The organism is Burkholderia sp. ABCPW 111 (genome assembly GCF_000773065.1).
Taxonomy (GTDB): domain Bacteria; phylum Pseudomonadota; class Gammaproteobacteria; order Burkholderiales; family Burkholderiaceae; genus Burkholderia; species Burkholderia savannae.
The window spans coordinates 1-18,081 of the sequence record NZ_JPWT01000077.1 but is presented as its reverse complement, the minus strand read 5'-3'; the positions used below and the strand labels follow the sequence as shown (position 1 = coordinate 18,081).

The following is an 18,081-nucleotide window of genomic DNA, read 5'->3' as shown; positions in this document are numbered from 1 at the left end:
TGGTGTGACCAATATCGAGGACAAGCACGATCGAACGAGGTAGAACATGCGCGGCGTCATTCTGGTGGGCGATGTAACGGACCATGGTTGTAGGGTAGAGACGGGTTCCGAGAACTCGGACGTTCTTGGACGCGCCATCGCTCGAGTCGGTGATCGTTGTACGTGCCGTGCTGGACTCGGTACGTGCGAGATCATTGAAGGTGACGAGAACGTGAAGATCGACGGCCGCGCTGTTGCGTTCGATGGGCATCGGACCACTTGTGGTTCGGTGCTACGAACATCAACGGGGAATGCGGGTCGAATATAAAGACTCGGGCGTCGGCCGGCTTTCCGGTAACCCGCAATGTCTGATGGCGACGAACTGATTTGTGATGCGAAACTGATTGGCAGTCACAGCACGGTCCGTGGGCAGGTACGGCGTTGGTGGACGTGGCGCCGACGAACGGTCGCGCCAACCCATTTGGGTGGCAATACGCTGGTTGCTGGCACGACCGATACCAGGCATCCAGCGGCCGTCATTGTGGTGCTGCCCGCGAAGCTGAATCCAATCGCCCCGAAAACGCAGTGGTTCTGCGCGCGGTGAAGGCAACGCATACCTGAAAGCACAGCAGGCAGATCTCCTTGCCGAGTTTCAGCTGATTGCGGACACGATTGCTTTGGACGAACCGACGGCTGAGGTTTCGACACAAGGATCCTGTTGTTTGGGCTAATCGGTCCATCTCTCTTCGTAGTGCGCTCGATTGACGAGCGTACGTTAGGTTACCAGCCGCGAATCTCCTCATACAGTTCACTTGCCTTGCGCCGAAGCGAAGCCGTGTTGCTTCCCAAAGTCGCTGCCAATTGAAACTGCACTTCCATATATCGCTCAGCATCCACGTCGACCGGCGTGGTCCCAGCGTTCCACAAAACCGTCAGCTTGCATGTAAACACGTCCTCGCTGCCGCGAGGCAAATACGGCGCAACCGTTGAACCGTCCATCATGTTGATCAGCCGTCCCATCTTTCCGACACCCGCGAACTGAGGAAGCTCCGCTAACAGGGACTGCAGATCATGCCGCGCCATTTCTGAAATAGTACGCCTCGACTCCAAACTGAGTTGAGTTACCTTTCCCGACCCGAAGACCCTTTCGCCAGACAAGAGGCTCCCGAAGAAGCGTTTCAAGATCCATTGATCCCGATACGTGAAGTCTCGGAGGAGCGCGTCAGATAAGATATTTGTACCCAAAGAAGCAGTTACAAATGGCAATAGCCAGAGAAAAAAATTTACTCGTGATTCAAATCCCTTGAGCTCATCAGGTGTGAGCGGATGTTCGACTGTAACTTTGCCGGCAGCCATCGCTTCAGCAATCGGTAGCCATCGAAGCTGCAATTGATATGTAGTCCATGCAGCAACTCCGATTAGACTCAATCCTAGTAGAACCCCTCCAGTTTTGCTAAGATCCTTGCATTGGCGTAGGCTGGTTATAACAAGAAAAACGAATGTTATTGAGGAAATTTTGTTTGCATTTAGCATTGCGCCAAGAAACCCGATCATCGTAGTGGCCCACAAAAAAACAATTTAACGGCTTTTTCGGCCGGAACTTAAGGGGCGCCCACCGCCAATGCGAACGAAACTGTCTAGCAAGACATATAAGACAAGCGCTGGGCTGTGCTTACTTATCGCCATTGCGGTGCTCGTCATATCGTTCGCGCAAGGGTTTCGTTATTTATAGAAATTCAGAAGGATCTTCGAAGATTCGAGGCGATCGTCGATGCGATAACTTCGGATCAGAATTGACTCGGGTCCGTCGATCAGGGTGCAGAAATTAAATTCTGTAATTATTATTGAAAGGGTTTAGATTGGATGGTAAAAATGGCTCGTCCGCTGCCACTACAGGCTACTCGCTAGTTTGTCGTGGCCTAGGAAACGGTTGTTGCTTGTGCCGTGATGGTGATCGAGCAATGATTGCAGACAACAGCTAGGTAGTCGGTTTCAAGTGTTTGCATTGCGAAACCTATGTACATTGCGCAGCTTGCAAGATAGGTCAGATGGAAGCGCGTCATGTCGACAGGGCCTTTGCAACGCGCGCAGACTTCTACCGGGCCAATCCCAGGGGGAGAGATGGGCGTCCCTTCACGTGCCATGACAATAGGCGCGCATGCGTCTAGGCACATACGCGAGCAATAGCACTCCAGTCCTTCGGACTCTCGCACTTCGACGCTGGGTGGGTCAGTATCGAAGTACACGCGGTCCCTCTCTCGGATCACCTCGAACACGGTGGTCCGGAACAGGCGTCCGCAGTGAAAGCAGTCGTAGGCATCGGAATCGACGGTATCCATATCACCTCGCCAACACATGAGAGTCGTTTTGCAACATAGGAACCTTAGCACCGGTGGGGCGCATGATAAAGCGGCCATACGTGCTATAGCAGAGGGTGCGAACTGCTATTCGGCGTTGAACAATCGGCGTCGTACATGAGTCGATTTCGGAGAAAGGCCGGCCTCGATATCGGTCGGCGGTAAAAGCAGTGCCTCCAGCCATCTATCGATGGATCGACGATAGCCTCTGCAACTCGGGTCGAGTTCTAGCCCAGTTATACTTACGCCGAGCACGATTGAGGCCGGATGCCAACAATCGCTGACACCGTGCCGTGCTCCTCTTCCCACTTCACTGCGCGCGCCGTTCGGGTGCGTGGCACTCCTCGGGACTCATGCTCGGCTGTTCGATATCGAACAATTGACCTTGGGTTGTAGAGAGGCCGGCGGAAATGTCAGAACGGAGAAAAAAATACTGTCTGCTACCATCTACCGATGGACCCGTGACAGGATGTGCTCCACTTTTACTGAGCCACGATAGTGCGGTCTTCGTGGACGTTGCATGTCGCGTGGCTATCGATACGAGCGAGACGTAGCGGTCCTCGAATTCATGCAGATTGGCTTCGGATACGAGCTGCAGCGTGCGACCATTCAGCCTATATTTGAAGCTCCGTAGAATGCCGGAACGAATCAAATGGTAGGCCACCTCTTCCTTGATAGCTAGTCGCCGTGCGACGGCTTGCGCGGTTAGACCTTCAGTGGGAAGTTGGCCGGCGTTGGCGATTACCCATCTCACTTCGGTCTTATCGACAAGGAATGCGCCAATCCCACGCATGCCGACTGCCCGCCCAACGCAGCGTAGTTTTCCGCTAAGTACGGCCCTCATCACGACAAGGAAAGTGTCGTTGGCGCGACAAAGGTGGCGGAGCACATGTTCCATTGTCCAAGTTTCTTCCTCATTTAATATGTATTCCTCATCTATAGGGAGATTCGACAACCTGTCTATCTCGTCTCGTGGAATCATCCAGCTTCCTCGGTTGACCCGGCAACGCAGATCATGGGATACCAAATTCACATCTAGAAGGAGGCGCAGTCTTCTCTTGCTGATACAGAGCTGCAGGCTTGCCGATCTCAATGATAGTGAACTATTCAGTCTCGATGCGGCGCTATGCACATCGCTTCGTTGAGCCACCAGAAATGCTCGGCCAGATGGACTCTTTAGGACCCGGCCATCGAGGAAGCCGGTTTCGATCAGATGTCGTAGCTTCTGACGAGAACATCGTAACGTTGAACGAATTTCGCTCCCTGCAGCCACATTATGTGCTTCGAGCGTTCGATCAAAGCTCCGATGCCTGCCATCGATGGACCCGTACCAATGCCCGTTGAGATGAGACTCGAACTCCCTTCTGAGGAAATCGTACCTTCTATCGTTAAGGGTGCTATACAGCACGTGATAGAGTGGACTGAAGCGACGCCGGATACTGGTTTCACTGGGCTCTCTATCCAAATAGGTCCCGAGAAGCGCACGGAATCCACTGGGCCAGTTGTTCAATATTGGTGCGCATTGCTGGATGTATCTGGTTGCAACTCGAAGATCATGCTGCCCAGCGAGGATGCCGGGAGTCGATTTTGCGAAACCTGGGATGACAGCCGAGAGCCCATACATTAATTGCAATGTATTCAATGATGATAGACGCGCGAGCGGACCTTCCAGCGCTGTACTTCGCGGGATCCTCCGGTAGCAAAATCTCATGATTTTCACCACGGAATCGTCCGCGACGTCACTTGGCATATCGGTGAACGCCCTTCCGCAGTCGCACACGAGGAATTTTGCGGATGAAGGTGACTGGACCTGCCCGCAGCGGTCACACGTCTCGCGGAGCATCACTTGGTGATGAGGGCAGGCTACGACAAGTTTGAAGGACCACGCGGAGCGCATGTACGGAGCGTCGCGTAGGCACTCAGGACACCACCGTTGCCGTTGGTAGTTGATCCACGTGCGAATATGGAGCCTCTGAAATTTCGTACTGCCGCTAATCCACTTCGGCCATGGTGCATCAGCATGCATCAATTCATGTCGCGTGCATCCGCAAAGCATGGCCAGATTTTCAATCGTGCACTTTAGGCGAGGCAACACACCGCAAAAAAGTTGGCGGCTGCTAAGGTATCCATTGAGCCACGCAATTCGTCTGAGGTAGTCGCTTGCACTCTCGTCCGGAAAGGGGCGGCCGCGAACGGGTAACCGAAGTTGATTCATGCGTCCCCCCGCTTCGAGCGACTTTTAACAGCCCCCTTCTTGCCTGCGAGTCCGCTGAAGAATGGCTCACCTGCCTTGTCCAAGCGACGGAAGCAGAAATTCGGATTGAATGGGTTAAGGACACCAATTCGCTCATCCCAAATGTCTTCTGAAAAGGTTTGCTCGAGAATGCCAACGTCGATCGTTGCCATTGCTCCCTGCAAAGCACGCTCGAGTCCGCCGCTGAATAGCTTGACCAGGTAACTGATACGACCATCTGTTGCATAATGCAGTCGCTCCAGCGCTTCGTATGATTGAATATTCAGCGAGCATTTGACTGGAAGATTATCATTCAAAGTGGCCACGAGCCCGACAAAGTCTTCGATCTCGTGGTCAGTTGCGATGCCCATGTTCTCGAGGATGAACGTCGCACTGAAACGCCGGCGCAACTGCTCGTTGGTCTGAAGCAGCAGTTTCGACCGCGTAGCACCCAATAACACCATCGGCTTACCTGAAGCATCGAACAAATTCTTGATCCAGTCGCCGACTTTATACAGGCCGGGGGCTCTGGTCCGATCCAGCGTCTGTTGGATTTCATCAACGAGGATGAATTCGACGCCACATTGCTTCATCAGCGTCAGGAGGCGGTATGTTCGAGCTGGAGTAGTTCCATGGAAAGGCGCTGGATCATGGAGAATTTCAAGGCCGGTGGACACTACGGCTGACGGGGTCGGATTTTCCGGGAGACTGATGTAGAGCACTGGGACGATATCCCGATCGTCGCGCGTAAAGAGCGGATACTCTTCCCCAATGAGCTTGCACAGCGTCGACTTTCCAGTTCCAGTGTCTCCGAGGACGACTAGGGATTTTTGACGACCTGTTTTTCGATAAAAATCTAGAAGATCCTTGATACGATTGTATGCGTAATCGAACTGTGGAAACATGATTGTTTCAGCTTCGAATTTCGCAATTAGATCGTAATGCGAGTTTATGTTTTTGCGATCGATAGACATAGGAGCTCCTTGTCAAAGTGAGCTACGAGGGCGGCTCACAAATCGTTTGGACGCTTGCGGTGTGACCGTTTCATGGCGGACCTTCGGCAGCGAAGGCTGCTCGCTCACGATCTGATGTAGATTTCCGGTTGGTCGATCGCTGCTAATACCCAACGTTTTGGTGGCCTTGCGACGTGCTCGCAAACTTCGAGAAGACAATAGCTTGTCGACGGACTCCATGAGCTCGATACGTGCCTGCATGAGGTTCTCGAATATGTGATCACTTTTCTGCTGCTCGCGTAGGGCGGCCTGGATCAGCTTGTGTTGTGAGAGCCTGAGACCGTTTGCATACTCGTAGAGGTTCGCACGTACAAGAATGCGCTCCGGGGAATTGGGGGGCCACACCCAGATTGCCCCGATGTCGTCGGGATCGTAGGTCACTCTGACCGGTACACCTGGGCCATATGCGTCGATGATTGGTTGTAGATCATCACTGGAGTGGTACAGGCCGTTGAGGAGGATGCCGCTTTTTCCTAGACGCCGTTCAACGTCCAAGCCGAGGTTGACGGCAATATTTTCTGCTCGTGATGGCAGTTGCAGTTCTACGGCCAATTCGCCTTCGCACCATTTCTGCCATGGAGTTGCACCTATCATACGATGTGGTGTCTGTGCATAGATATCCAGGACCCATTTCTCGAAAATATGGGTAAATTGTCCAACAGTTAATATGGCATGCTTGAGCGGATCGTAGTCTCCTCGTTGATAAAATCTCGCAAAGCTTGTGCCTGGTAGCTTGTGTGCGAACGCGTAGTTGAACGACTTAAGGAAGCGCTCGATTGCACCTTTAAATTTGGGTTGCCGTGGCGGGCAGTATAAGATTCTTATTGCAAGATCGAAGCACGCTGCCTTGAGTGAGTCGCTGTGAAACTCCGAGCCGTTGTCGCATACAAGACAGTCTATTCTGCCGTAGGGTCGCCAGTGGTGTTTGACGGTAAGACCGGGCATCACTGCGGCACATGGCTTTTTGGGCAGGATCGCGTTTTTTAAGGCGCGCATAACGGCCAGTGTCGACGTGTCGTCATAACCAATCGAGTATCCCAACGGCATCGGACTCTTTACCTTCACGTCGTGATCCCGACGCAACGGCCGTGCTCGTACCCCTAGAAAACTCGCGCCTGGAGCGAGGCGCGAGGAATGCCAAGCGACCTTCGAGAATTTTCACTAAATGCGATTGCAGTTGTCACCATTTGCGGGGCGTTTTTCACTAATAGTGACTTTCGACAACAACAACCTCAAACATCAATATTCCCCGCCCTCAACGCATTCGATTCGATAAACGCCCTACGCGGCTCGACCTCATCCCCCATGAGGGTGGTAAAGATCCCGTCCGCCGCAATCGCATCCTCGATCTGCACGCGCAGCAACCGCCGCACCGCCGGGTCCATCGTCGTTTCCCACAGCTGCTCGGGGTTCATCTCACCCAACCCCTTATACCGTTGCTTCGACATGTTCCGCTCGGCGTCGGCCATCAGCCACTTCATCGCTTCCTTGAAGTCCGACACGTTCGAGCTCCGCTCGCCGCGCTTGATCGCCGCACCCGCGCCGATCAAGCCCTTGAACGTATTCGCGGTGTTCACGAGCTGCTGATAATCGGCCGTGTGCTGGAACTCCTCGTCGATCACCGACACGCGCACGTTGCCGTGATGCGTGCGCTCGACGCGCAGCGAGCGCTGCTCGCGCACCGCATCGTAAGCCGGCACGACGCGCACTTCTGTCTTCGAGTCGTCGGACAGCGCGGCGGCGAGCGCCTTCGCCGACGCCTCCGTCGACGCCTTGCTCGACAGATCGATCGCGACGCCGTCCATGATCGCCTCGAGCGCGGCCGGGTCGTACAGGCGGCTCAGCCGCCCGATAACGCCCTGCGCCAGCAGATACGAGCGCGCGAGCTCGCCGAGCGCGTCGCCGGAGATCGGCGTGCCGTTCTCGATCGGCACGAGCTCCGAGCCCTGCAGCGCGAGGCGCAGCATGTGCGCGTTCAGTTCGGCGTCGTCCTTCAGGTAGCGCTCGTCGCGGCCCGCTTTCACCTTGTAGAGCGGCGGCTGCGCGATGTACACGTAGCCGCGCTCGATCATCTCCGGCATCTGCCGGTAGAAGAACGTGAGCAGCAGCGTGCGGATGTGCGCGCCGTCGACGTCCGCGTCGGTCATGATGATGATCCGGTGGTAGCGCAGCTTGTCGAGGTTGTAGTCGTCCTTGCCGATCCCGCAGCCGAGCGCGGTCACGAGCGTCACGATCTGCTCGGATGACAGCAGCTTGTCGTAGCGCGCCTTCTCGACGTTCAGCACCTTGCCGCGCAGCGGCAGGATCGCCTGGAACTTGCGGTCGCGCCCCTGCTTGGCCGAGCCGCCCGCCGAATCGCCCTCGACGATGTAGATTTCCGACTTCGCCGGGTCCTTCTCCTGGCAATCCGCGAGCTTGCCCGGCAGGCCCACGCCGTCGAGCACGCCCTTGCGGCGCGTCATCTCGCGCGCTTTGCGCGCGGCGTCGCGCGCGCGCGCCGCTTCGACGATCTTGCCGCAGATGATCTTCGCGTCGCTCGGCGTCTCGAGCAGGAACTCCTCGAGCGCCTTCGCGACGACTTCCTCCACCGGCGCGCGCACTTCGGAGGAAACCAGCTTGTCCTTCGTCTGCGAGCTGAACTTCGGCTCCGGCACCTTCACCGACAGCACGCACGAGAGCCCCTCGCGCATGTCGTCGCCGCTCGTCTCGACCTTCGCCTTCTTCGCGATCTCGTTGTCGGCGATGTACTTGTTGATCACGCGCGTCATCGCCGCGCGCAGGCCGGTCAAGTGCGTGCCGCCGTCGCGTTGCGGGATGTTGTTCGTGAAGCACAGCACGTTTTCGTTGTAGCTGTCGTTCCACTGCATCGCCACTTCCACGCCGACGCCGTCCTTCTCGCCGTTGATGTGGAAGATCGTCGGATGCAGCACGCTCTTCGTCTTGTTGATGTACTCGACGAAGCCCTTCACGCCGCCCGCGAACGCGAAATCGTCTTCCTTGCCGGTGCGCTGATCGGTCAGGCGGATGCGCACGCCGTTGTTCAGGAACGACAGCTCGCGGATGCGCTTCGCGAGGATGTCGTAGTGGTATTCGACGGTGCCGAAGATCGTCGGATCGGCCATGAAGTGAACTTCGGTGCCGCGGTTCTCGGTCTCTCCGATCACCTGCATCGGCGAGACGTCGACGCCGTCGCGCGTTTCGAGCATGCGGTTCTGCGCGATGCCGCGATGGAATTCCATGAAGTGCTTCTTGCCGTCGCGGCGCACGATAAGGCGCAGCCAGCTCGAGAGCGCGTTCACGCACGACACGCCGACGCCGTGCAGGCCGCCCGACACCTTGTAGCTGTTCTGGTCGAACTTGCCGCCCGCGTGCAGCTCGGTCATCACGATTTCGGCGGCGCTGCGCTTCGGCTCGTGCTTGTCGTTGAGCTTGACGTCGGTCGGGATGCCGCGGCCGTTGTCCGTCACGGAGATCGAATTGTCCGCGTGAATGGTCACGTGGATGTCGTTGCAGTAGCCGGCGAGCGCTTCGTCGATCGAGTTGTCGAGCACCTCGAACACGAGGTGGTGCAGACCGGTGCCGTCCGACGTGTCGCCGATATACATCCCGGGTCGCTTGCGCACCGCTTCCAGGCCTTCGAGGATCTGGATCGACGACGCGCCGTAGCTATTTTCGGGCTGCGAATTGTGCTGTTCAGTCATGGATGTCTTCCGGTTCTGCTGGGCTGCTCAAGTGGCGGCGCGGTGCTTCTGCCGAAAAAACCCGGGCCGCCTCGGGTTTTTCGCCCCTTGCGGGGGCCGGCGTCGTGCGCCGGCGCTCGAGCGTCCGAATCGCCATAAAAACGCCAAAGGGGCGTGGCGCCCCTTGGTGTATCCGGCGAGTCGTGCGCATCAAATGCGCATCGGCATCACCACGTACTTGAATTCATCGTTCTCGGGCACGGTGATGAGGGCGCTCGAGCTGGCGTCGCCGAGGCTCACCTGGACGGTGTCGACCTTCAGGTTCGCGAGCACGTCGAGCAGATACGTGACGTTGAAGCCGATGTCGACGGTGTCGCCCTGGTAGGCGATTTCCAGTTCTTCCTGCGCCTCTTCCTGGTCGGCGTTCGTCGACATGATCTTCAACTGGCCGGGCGCGATGATGCAGCGCACGCCCTTGAACTTGTCGGACGTGAGGATCGCCGCGCGCTGCAGCGAGCGCTGCAGCTCTTCGCGGCCGATTTCGAACGTGTTCTTGTGCGCTTTCGGGATCACGCGCTGGAAGTCCGGGAACTTGCCCTCCACGAGCTTCGACACGAGCTCGACCTGGCCGAACGTGAACTTCGCCTGCGTTTGCGCGATGTCGATCTTGACCGTGTCGTCGATATCCTCGAGCAGGCGCTGCAGCTCGAGAATCGTCTTGCGGGGAACGATCACTTCCTGGCGGCCGAACGAGCCCTCGATCTTCATCGACGAGAACGCGAGGCGGTGGCCGTCGGTCGCGACGGCCATCAGGCGGTCGCCGTCGACGACGAGCAGCATCCCGTTCAGGTAGTAGCGGATGTCCTGCTGCGCCATCGCGAAATACACCATGCCGAGCAACTGGCGGAACGCCTTCTGCGGAACGGCGAGGCTTGCGCCGAATTCCTTTGATTGCGCGACGGTCGGGAACTCGTCGGCGGCGAGCGTTTGCAGGGCGAAACGGCTCTTGCCGGACTGCACCGTCAGGCGCTTGTCGGTGAGCGACAGCGTGACCTGGCCGTCGGGCATCGCGCGCAGGATGTCGAGCAGCTTGCGGGCCGCGACGGTCGTCGCAACCTGGTCGCCGCCGACGCCGAAATCGGCGCGCGTCGTGATCTGGAGCTCGAGGTCGGTCGACAGGAACGACACGTCCGGGCCGTTCTTCGTAATCAACAGATTGGCGAGGATCGGCAACGTGTGGCGGCGTTCGACGATACCGCTCACGGTTTGCAGCGGCCTAAGGAGGGTGTCTCGTTCGGTCTTGACCAGTTGCATAGAGTTCCTTCGTTCAAATAACGGCCTGCAAGCCTCGCAGCGCCTGCCGGGCGGGCCGCCGGCCCGCCGACGGCGAGGCGGTCAAACCAGTATTGTGCCTCAAAACCGAACCGCCCCTTTTAAATTGGGGCGCTTCCGCGATTCTCAAGCGCCCGCGCGCATCAGCCCTTGAGCGTCTGCTCGAGCACGTGCAACTCGTGGTTGAGCTGCGCGTCCTTGCCGCGCTCGTCGGCGATCTTGCGCACCGCGTGCAGCACGGTCGTGTGATCGCGCCCGCCGAACAGCTCGCCGATTTCGGGCAGGCTTTTCTGCGTGAGCTCCTTCGCGAGATACATCGCGATCTGCCGAGGCCGCGCGATGTTCGCGGGGCGCTTCTTCGAATACATGTCGGCGACCTTGATGTTGTAGAAATCGGCAACCGTCTTCTGGATGTTCTCGACCGAGATCTGCCGGTTCTGCACGGTAAGCAGATCCTTGAGCGCTTCCTTTGTCAGCTCGATCGTGATCTCGCGGCCGTGGAACTTCGAATACGCGAGGATCTTGCGCAGCGCGCCTTCGAGCTCGCGCACGTTCGAGCGCAGATGCTTCGCGACGAAGAACGCGACGTCCTCCGACAGGCTCACGCCCTCCGATTGCGCCTTGCGCATCAGGATCGCGACGCGCATCTCGAGCTCGGGCGGCTCGATCGCGACGGTCAGGCCCGAATCGAAGCGCGAGATCAGGCGATCGTCGATGCCGGAGATTTCCTTCGGATAGGTGTCGCTCGTGATGATCACCTGCGCCTTGTTCGCGACGAGCGCTTCGAACGCGTAGAAGAACTCTTCCTGCGTGCGCGACTTGCCGGAGAAGAACTGGATGTCGTCGATGAGGAGCAGGTCGAGCGAATGATAGTAGCGCTTGAAATCGTCGAACGCCTTGCGCTGGTAAGCCTTCACGACGTCGGACACGTACTGCTCCGCGTGGATGTAGCGGATGCGCGCGCCCGGCTTGTCGAGCAGCAACTGGTTGCCGATCGCGTGGATCAGGTGGGTCTTGCCGAGGCCGACGCCGCCGTACAGGAACAGCGGGTTGTACGAGATGCCTGGGTTGTCGGCCACCTGGATCGCCGCCGCGCGCGCGAGCTGGTTCGCCTTGCCGGTGACGAAGTTGTCGAACGTGAGCACCGGATTGAGCTTCGAGCGCTCGTACATCGAATCGGCGGCTTCGCTGTTCGCGTTCGCCGCGCCCGGGCGCCACGTGCGGCGGCCGGCAGCCGCTTCGTGCGCGGTGAGGCTCGGCAGGTCGAGGTCGGCGGCTTCGTCGGCGTTGAGCGCGGCGGCGTTCGCCTGCGCGGCTTGCGCGGCCTGCGCCGCGGCGACGGCGGCCGCGGTGGCGGCGTTCATGCCGGCGCGCGGGCTCGGATCGGCAGCGCCGGCGGCGGCCGGGGCGGCGGAAACGGGAGCGGAGTTCGCCGCCGACAACGGCGCGCGGGGCGCGAGCGGCGCCGCGCCGGCTGCGGTGCGCTGGCCCGCCTTCGGATCGAGCACGAATTGCACTTCGATCGGCGCGTTCCAGAAATCGCGGGCCAGATCGGAGATCCGGCCCGAGAACTGGCTCTTGACCCAGTCGAGCTTGAAGCGGTTCGGTGCGGCGATCGACAGCGTGTTCGCAGCGGCATCGAAGGCGACCGGGGCCAAGGGTTTGATCCACGTCACGTACTGTTGGGGCGTCAATTCACGCTCCAATAGCGCGGAACAGTGTTGCCAGAAATCGTTCATCGAAGAGCTGTCGTTATTACGGTTGCACGCACGGCGCGCGGCCGCCCTTGTCGCGGATGCGCAACAAGGCCCGGTGCGGCCGTGCAGACGTGCCTCGGACGCTTGCGCGACAAGGGTTTGAGCGCGAGCGCGGGCCGAGGCGGCGTGCGGGATTCTTGGAGATAAGGCGAGATTCTACCGCCAAACGCGGTGCGCGCGGGAGTTATCCACAGGGGCGAATTGTCAGTGGGGCGCAATCGCCACAGCGCGCGGAACCGGGGATCGACACCGCCGATGCGGCCCCGATGTGCCTCTAACGTATTGACCGCCAAGAGAAAAACGGTTTAAATAACGGGTTCCGCGAAAACCAATCCTGTTATTTTCGGCGATTGCGTTCGCCCGGTTGCCTCGAAAGAGAGGGCACGCGGTCCCTGATTCCCGATATTCTCGAACAAGTGAGAGCAACATGAAACGTACCTACCAACCTTCCGTGACGCGCCGCAAGCGCACCCATGGCTTCCGCGTGCGCATGAAGACGGCAGGCGGCCGCAAGGTCATCAACGCCCGCCGCGCGAAGGGCCGCAAGCGTCTCGCCATCTAAGGGCGGGCCGCGCGCCGTGTCCGCCGTCCGCAGCGATGCGGGCGAGGCAGCCGCTGTCCCGGGTTCGATTCCGTTGCAAGCGTCCGCCGCCTTCCCCAAAGCTGCGCGACTTCTGAAAACGGATGAATTTTCATCCGTTTTTCGTTTGCGCCCGTGGCGGCGCACCGCGCACTTCGTGATCTACGGCAAGCCGACAGGGCACGAAGCGCGTCTCGGGCTCGTCATCGGCAAGAAGTACGCTGCGCGTGCGGTGACTCGCAATATGGTCAAGCGGCTCGCCCGCGAAGCGTTTCGCACGCGTCGCGCCGAGTTCGCCGGCTGGGATATCCTGCTGCGCCTGCATGCGCGCTTCGACAAGAAGGCGATGCCGAGCGCGGCATCCGCGCCGCTCGCGGCGCTGTGCGCGGGCGAGATCCGCGAGCTGCTCGATCGGGCAGCCCGGGAGATCGTCCGTCGCAACGGGGCGAAGCCCGCGTCCGAGTGACGCGCCGACGCCCGTCGCGAACGGCGGCCGGCTGTTCGCCCGATAGGCTCGAACGCGGCGCATCGGCGCCGCCACTGCTATGCAAACGGTTCTGATCGCGTTGCTGCGCTTCTACAAGCTTGCCGTGAGCCCGCTGCTCGGCAGCCGATGCCGTTTTTATCCTTCCTGTTCGGATTACGCGCGCGAGGCAATCCAGTATCATGGCGCCGCGCGCGGCACTTACCTTGCCGCCAGGCGCCTGTGCCGATGCCATCCGTTCTCCGCGGGCGGCATCGACCTCGTTCCGCTGCCCAATTCCGACGCACGTAACGCTCCTCACGAAGCTGAGGCGTCGTCCCATCGACTCTGAGACAACGCATGGATATCAAACGCACCGTCCTATGGGTGATCTTCTTCATGTCAGCGGTCATGCTGTTCGACAACTGGCAACGGTCCCACGGACGCCCGTCGATGTTCTTCCCGAACGTCACGCAGACGAACACCGCGTCGAACGCGGCTAACGGCGCGTCGGGCGCAAGCGCGGCGGCGGCGAACGCGCTGCCGGCGGCCGCGACGGGCGCGGCTCCCGCGATCACCGCGCCCGCGGCGCAGGCGCAGCTCGTGCGCTTCTCGACCGACGTCTACAACGGCGAGATCGACACGCGCGGCGGCACGCTCGCGAAGCTGACGCTGACGAAGGCGGGCGACGGCAAGCAGCCCGACCTGTCGGTGACGCTGTTCGACCACGCGGCGAACCACACGTACCTCGCGCGCTCGGGCCTGCTCGGCGGCGATTTCCCGAACCACAATGACGTGTTCGCGCAGGTCGCCGGCCCCACGTCGCTCGCGGCCGACCAGAACACGTTGAAGCTGTCGTTCGAGTCGCCCGTCAAGGGCGGCGTGAAGGTCGTGAAGACGTACACGTTCACGCGCGGCAGCTACGTGATCGGCGTCGACACGAAGATCGAGAACGTCGGCACCGCGCCCGTCACGCCCAGCGTGTACATGGAGCTCGTGCGCGACAACACGTCGGTCGAGACCCCGATGTTCTCGCACACGTTCCTCGGGCCGGCGGTGTACTCGGATCAGAAGCACTTCCAGAAGATCACGTTCGGCGACATCGACAAGAACAAGGCCGATTACGTCACGTCCGCCGACAACGGCTGGATCGCGATGGTTCAGCACTACTTCGCGTCCGCGTGGATTCCGCAGCAAGGCGCGAAGCGCGACATCTACGTCGAGAAGATCGATCCGACGCTGTACCGCGTCGGCGTGAAGCAGCCGGTCGCGACGATCGCGCCGGGCCAGTCGGCCGACGTCACCGCGCGCCTGTTCGCCGGCCCGGAGGAAGAGCGCATGCTCGAGGGCATCGCGCCCGGCCTCGAGCTCGTGAAGGACTATGGCTGGGTGACGATCATCGCGAAGCCGCTCTTCTGGCTGCTCGAGAAGATTCACGGCTTCGTCGGCAACTGGGGCTGGGCGATCGTTCTGCTCACGCTGCTCATCAAGGCGGTGTTCTTCCCGCTGTCGGCGGCGAGCTACAAGTCGATGGCGCGGATGAAGGAAATCACGCCGCGGATGCAGGCGCTGCGCGAGCGCTTCAAGAGCGACCCGCAGAAGATGAATGCGGCGCTGATGGAGCTCTACAAGACCGAGAAGGTGAACCCGTTCGGCGGCTGCCTGCCGGTGGTGATCCAGATTCCGGTGTTCATCTCGCTGTACTGGGTGCTGCTTGCGTCCGTGGAAATGCGCGGCGCGCCGTGGATTCTGTGGATTCATGACCTGTCGCAGCGCGATCCGTACTTCATCCTGCCGGTGCTGATGGCCGTGTCGATGTTCGTGCAGACGAAGCTGAACCCGACCCCGCCGGACCCGGTCCAGGCGAAGATGATGATGTTCATGCCGATCGCGTTCTCGGTGATGTTCTTCTTCTTCCCGGCCGGCCTGGTGCTGTACTACGTGGTGAACAACGTGCTGTCGATCGCGCAGCAGTACTACATCACGCGCACGCTCGGCGGCGCCGCGGCGAAGAAAAAGGCGAGCTGACGCTCGGCTTGCCGAAAAAAGGGGCGACGCAGTTCGCCCTTTTTTTCGAGCCGCTTCGAATGGCCGGATGTCGTTTCGGCTGAAGATACGAAAAAGCCGCCTGATCAAGCAGGCGGCTTTTTCATTGATGCGGGCGCCGCGCGGTCAGCGCTTCGACGTATCGCCGTAGAACTGCTCGATCAGTTCCTGCACCAGATAGCGGTGATGCGGCGACAGCGATTCGATCTTCGACGCGAGCTCGATCGTCTCCGGCGTCGGCGGATACTTTTCGTCGCGCGGCAGCGGCTGCGGCGTCGTGCGCGCCGCGCTCGGCGGCGGGCCATAGTGCAGCCAATGCAAGTCGACCCGCAGCCATTCGGCAAGCGTGCGAAGCTTGTCCGGTGTCGGGATTGTGCGGCCCGTCAGCCATTTGTGCGCGGTTTGCGGAGAAACCGGATGCTCGCCGTGATGACGCAAATTGAAATGCAAAGCGAGTTCCGTCGCGCCGGTCACTTTTTCTGGGCTGCGCAACAAGGCGAATTTGAGACGTTCGGTGAACGCCGCTTTTTCTTCGAGTGTCGGCATGGCCAGATTGTGCAGTTCGACCGCTGCCAAGGAGACAACCAGTCAGGTTATGATTAGCCCAACTGAGTGACTGTTTAACTGGTGGATGCCAGAGGTTGCGATCGGGCGCGGTTGCGCTCATGCTTGCTGATCGGTGGTTGAGGTCGTTTGGTCGGAATGGCGCCCGTAATTCGTCGTATCAATTGATTAGCGCAACTAAGATAAACAGAAAATTGCGGAAAATGGCGGGGTGGGACGTTGTCTGCGCAATAGTATTGCGCGGCCGGGCTACAATTCGGCATTCAAGGATATCTGCGGTTTTTTTTATTCCCATTCCATTTATTTCAGAATTTTCGCCATGCTCGCCACTGATTCCGATCCGATCGTCGCCATTGCCACCGCGTCCGGCCGAGGCGGGATCGGTGTCGTGCGCATCTCGCTCGGACGCGCCGGGCAAGCCGCGGCGCTCGCGTTGAGCGACGCGCTGTGCGGCGCGCGGCTCGCGCCGAGACATGCGAGCTACGTGCCGTTTCTGGACGGCGCGGGTGAGCCGCTCGATCGCGGCATCGCGCTCTATTTCCCGGCGCCGCATTCATACACCGGCGAGCACGTGATCGAGCTGCAAGGCCACGGCGGGCCGATCGTGCTGCAGCTCGTGCTGCAGCGCTGCCTCGACGCGGGGCGCGCGCACGGCTTGCGGCTCGCGGAGCCCGGCGAATTCACGCGCCGCGCGTTCCTGAACGACAAGCTCGACCTCGCGCAGGCCGAGGCCGTCGCCGATCTGATCGAGGCGAGTACCGAAGCCGCCGCGCGCTCGGCCGGCCGCTCGCTCGACGGCGCGTTCTCGCGCGACATCCACGCGCTCGTGGACGACGTGATCGCGCTGCGGATGCTCGTCGAGGCGACGCTCGACTTTCCGGAAGAGGAAATCGATTTTCTCGAGGCGGCGGATGCGCGCGGCAAGCTCGCGCGCATTCGCGAGCGGCTCGCGCATGTGCTCGGCGACGCGCGGCAGGGGGCGCTGTTGCGCGAGGGGCTCTCGGTCGTACTCGCGGGGCAGCCGAATGTCGGCAAGTCGTCGCTGTTGAACGCGCTCGCGGGCGCGGAGCTCGCGATCGTCACGCCGATAGCCGGCACGACGCGCGACAAGGTTGCGCAGACGATTCAGGTCGAAGGCATTCCGCTGCATATCATCGATACGGCGGGGCTACGCGAGACGGAGGACGAGGTCGAGAAGATCGGCATCGCGCGCACGTGGGGCGAGATCGAGCGGGCGGACGTCGTGCTGCATCTGCTCGATGCGCGCAGCGGGCTCGGCGCCGACGACGCGGCGATCGCCGCGCGTTTCCCGCTTGGCGTGCCGGTCGTGCGGGTGCTGAACAAGACGGATCTGACGGACGCGCCTGCGTCGGTCGTGCGAGCGGGCGGCGGCGCGGACGGCGCCGAGGTGTGCGAAGTGCGGTTGTCGGCGAAGCGCGGCGAAGGTATCGGTTTGCTGCGCGGCGAGCTGCTGCGCATCGCGGGCTGGCAGGCGGGCGCGGAAAGCGTGTATCTCGCGCGGGAGCGGCACCTGATTGCGCTGCGTGCGGCGCAGGCGCATCTCGCGCATGCGGCCGGGCACGCGGATCAGAATGCTCAGGCACTGGATCTCTTTGCCGAGGAATTGAGGCTCGCGCAGGAGCGGCTCAATTCGATCACCGGGGAGTTTACGTCTGATGATTTGTTGGGGGTGATTTTTAGTCGGTTTTGTATCGGAAAATAACCTGCCAATCGAAGATCGCACGACACCATCAACGCAAGATCGAACCGCCAGCCCAGTTGCCTAACACGGGTTTCCACTGCGCCATGTCCGAAGGCTCGGCCGATTGATCTCGCGCATCGCTTTCCGCGCGTGACCCGGCATCGTCGAAGCCGGTGCTCACTGCGACTGCGCGTTCACGTCACCGGTCTGAGCGATTTTCGTCAAAACCTCCTTTTGATACACGTACCACGAAACGAGACACGGCTTGTCTCGGCAATTTTTTGGTTCATCGCAGGAAACCGTGGAGGGTTTTCGAGCGATTGCATAATCTGACACCTCATTTTAAGGATGTCGGAGGAAGCAATTGCTCGATCG

The 18,081-nt window shown here is 60.1% G+C and carries 15 protein-coding genes and 2 pseudogenes; 8 read left to right on the top strand and 9 right to left on the bottom strand.

What is annotated here, in order from left to right:
• The first annotated feature begins 46 nt into the window (after positions 1 to 46).
• Positions 47 to 307 carry a PAAR domain-containing protein gene (locus X946_RS17330; RefSeq protein ID WP_038749884.1) on the top strand — a complete coding sequence of 87 codons (261 nt, stop codon included), beginning with the start codon at positions 47 to 49 and terminating at the stop codon, positions 305 to 307.
• A 101-nt stretch (positions 308 to 408) separates the two neighbouring features.
• A pseudogene (locus X946_RS36310) lies at positions 409 to 710 on the top strand (hypothetical protein); the annotation flags it as partial.
• A gap of 49 nt (positions 711 to 759) precedes the next feature.
• Here X946_RS36310 and X946_RS34020 read toward each other — a convergent pair.
• The 8 genes and pseudogenes from X946_RS34020 to dnaA all read right to left on the bottom strand — a co-directional run bounded on the left by X946_RS34020 (position 760) and on the right by dnaA (position 12,333).
• Positions 760 to 1,335 (bottom strand): hypothetical protein, encoded by a 576-nt coding sequence (locus X946_RS34020; RefSeq protein WP_152611732.1) that lies wholly within the window; start codon positions 1,333 to 1,335, stop codon positions 760 to 762.
• Positions 1,336 to 2,646: 1,311 nt separating this feature from the next.
• Entirely contained in the window at positions 2,647 to 3,318 is a 672-nt protein-coding gene (locus X946_RS36305) for a hypothetical protein (protein ID WP_235364037.1), read from the bottom strand.
• An 867-nt stretch (positions 3,319 to 4,185) separates the two neighbouring features.
• A pseudogene (locus X946_RS36890) lies at positions 4,186 to 4,551 on the bottom strand (TniQ family protein); the annotation flags it as partial.
• A complete protein-coding gene (locus X946_RS31505; protein WP_038749878.1) occupies positions 4,548 to 5,543 on the bottom strand; it encodes a TniB family NTP-binding protein in 996 nt (331 codons plus the stop codon). The gene X946_RS31505 and the pseudogene X946_RS36890, both read right to left, overlap by 4 nt.
• 12 nt (positions 5,544 to 5,555) lie before the next feature.
• Positions 5,556 to 6,629 carry a Mu transposase C-terminal domain-containing protein gene (locus X946_RS31500; protein WP_081989705.1) on the bottom strand — a complete coding sequence of 358 codons (1,074 nt, stop codon included), beginning with the start codon at positions 6,627 to 6,629 and terminating at the stop codon, positions 5,556 to 5,558.
• Positions 6,630 to 6,814: 185 nt separating this feature from the next.
• Positions 6,815 to 9,283, bottom strand: a complete 2,469-nt coding sequence (gene gyrB, locus X946_RS17315; RefSeq protein WP_038749875.1) for a DNA topoisomerase (ATP-hydrolyzing) subunit B — start codon at positions 9,281 to 9,283, stop codon at positions 6,815 to 6,817.
• Positions 9,284 to 9,472: 189 nt separating this feature from the next.
• Positions 9,473 to 10,576 carry a DNA polymerase III subunit beta gene (dnaN, locus tag X946_RS17310; RefSeq protein WP_038749872.1) on the bottom strand — a complete coding sequence of 368 codons (1,104 nt, stop codon included), beginning with the start codon at positions 10,574 to 10,576 and terminating at the stop codon, positions 9,473 to 9,475.
• Positions 10,577 to 10,737: 161 nt separating this feature from the next.
• Positions 10,738 to 12,333: a chromosomal replication initiator protein DnaA gene (gene dnaA, locus X946_RS17305; RefSeq protein ID WP_038749869.1), complete on the bottom strand. Its 1,596-nt coding sequence runs from the start codon at positions 12,331 to 12,333 to the stop codon at positions 10,738 to 10,740.
• A gap of 445 nt (positions 12,334 to 12,778) precedes the next feature.
• Here dnaA and rpmH point away from each other — a divergent pair, with 445 nt between their 5' ends.
• The 4 genes from rpmH to yidC all read left to right on the top strand — a co-directional run bounded on the left by rpmH (position 12,779) and on the right by yidC (position 15,422).
• Positions 12,779 to 12,913, top strand: coding sequence for a 50S ribosomal protein L34 (gene rpmH, locus X946_RS17300; RefSeq protein ID WP_004198824.1), 135 nt, complete (start codon positions 12,779 to 12,781; stop codon positions 12,911 to 12,913).
• 16 nt (positions 12,914 to 12,929) lie between these two features.
• Positions 12,930 to 13,397, top strand: a complete 468-nt coding sequence (gene rnpA, locus X946_RS17295) for a ribonuclease P protein component (protein WP_038749866.1) — start codon at positions 12,930 to 12,932, stop codon at positions 13,395 to 13,397.
• A gap of 79 nt (positions 13,398 to 13,476) precedes the next feature.
• On the top strand, positions 13,477 to 13,746 hold the full coding sequence (gene yidD, locus X946_RS17290; protein ID WP_038749863.1) for a membrane protein insertion efficiency factor YidD: 270 nt from the start codon (positions 13,477 to 13,479) through the stop codon (positions 13,744 to 13,746).
• Between the two features lie 8 nt (positions 13,747 to 13,754).
• On the top strand, positions 13,755 to 15,422 hold the full coding sequence (gene yidC / locus X946_RS17285; RefSeq protein WP_038749860.1) for a membrane protein insertase YidC: 1,668 nt from the start codon (positions 13,755 to 13,757) through the stop codon (positions 15,420 to 15,422).
• 144 nt (positions 15,423 to 15,566) lie between these two features.
• On the opposite strand, the gene X946_RS17280 is transcribed toward yidC, so the two are convergent.
• Entirely contained in the window at positions 15,567 to 15,932 is a 366-nt protein-coding gene (locus tag X946_RS17280) for a helix-turn-helix domain-containing protein (RefSeq protein WP_226377172.1), read from the bottom strand.
• Here X946_RS17280 and X946_RS36300 point away from each other — a divergent pair.
• Both X946_RS36300 and mnmE read left to right on the top strand, forming a co-directional pair.
• Positions 15,858 to 16,043, top strand: coding sequence for a hypothetical protein (locus X946_RS36300; RefSeq protein ID WP_235364036.1), 186 nt, complete (start codon positions 15,858 to 15,860; stop codon positions 16,041 to 16,043). The two genes, X946_RS17280 and X946_RS36300, sit on opposite strands and share 75 nt — an antisense overlap.
• Positions 16,044 to 16,323: 280 nt before the next feature.
• A complete protein-coding gene (gene mnmE, locus X946_RS17275) occupies positions 16,324 to 17,727 on the top strand; it encodes a tRNA uridine-5-carboxymethylaminomethyl(34) synthesis GTPase MnmE (RefSeq protein WP_038749857.1) in 1,404 nt (467 codons plus the stop codon).
• The last annotated feature ends 354 nt before the right edge of the window (positions 17,728 to 18,081 follow it).

Excerpts from the sequence above, each read along its gene's own strand:
- X946_RS34020 (WP_152611732.1), bottom strand. The coding sequence starts at position 1,335 with ATGGCTGCCGGCAAAGTTACAGTCGAACATCCGCTCACACCTGATGAG.
- X946_RS17330 (WP_038749884.1), top strand. The coding sequence starts at position 47 with ATGCGCGGCGTCATTCTGGTGGGCGATGTAACGGACCATGGTTGTAGG.
- X946_RS31505 (WP_038749878.1), bottom strand. The coding sequence starts at position 5,543 with ATGTCTATCGATCGCAAAAACATAAACTCGCATTACGATCTAATTGCG.
- yidD (WP_038749863.1), top strand. The coding sequence starts at position 13,477 with ATGCAAACGGTTCTGATCGCGTTGCTGCGCTTCTACAAGCTTGCCGTG.
- dnaA (WP_038749869.1), bottom strand. The coding sequence starts at position 12,333 with ATGAACGATTTCTGGCAACACTGTTCCGCGCTATTGGAGCGTGAATTG.
- X946_RS31500 (WP_081989705.1), bottom strand. The coding sequence starts at position 6,629 with ATGCCGTTGGGATACTCGATTGGTTATGACGACACGTCGACACTGGCC.
- mnmE (WP_038749857.1), top strand. The coding sequence starts at position 16,324 with ATGCTCGCCACTGATTCCGATCCGATCGTCGCCATTGCCACCGCGTCC.
- dnaN (WP_038749872.1), bottom strand. The coding sequence starts at position 10,576 with ATGCAACTGGTCAAGACCGAACGAGACACCCTCCTTAGGCCGCTGCAA.
- X946_RS36305 (WP_235364037.1), bottom strand. The coding sequence starts at position 3,318 with ATGATTCCACGAGACGAGATAGACAGGTTGTCGAATCTCCCTATAGAT.
- gyrB (WP_038749875.1), bottom strand. The coding sequence starts at position 9,283 with ATGACTGAACAGCACAATTCGCAGCCCGAAAATAGCTACGGCGCGTCG.
- X946_RS36300 (WP_235364036.1), top strand. The coding sequence starts at position 15,858 with ATGCTCGCCGTGATGACGCAAATTGAAATGCAAAGCGAGTTCCGTCGC.
- yidC (WP_038749860.1), top strand. The coding sequence starts at position 13,755 with ATGGATATCAAACGCACCGTCCTATGGGTGATCTTCTTCATGTCAGCG.
- rpmH (WP_004198824.1), top strand. The coding sequence starts at position 12,779 with ATGAAACGTACCTACCAACCTTCCGTGACGCGCCGCAAGCGCACCCAT.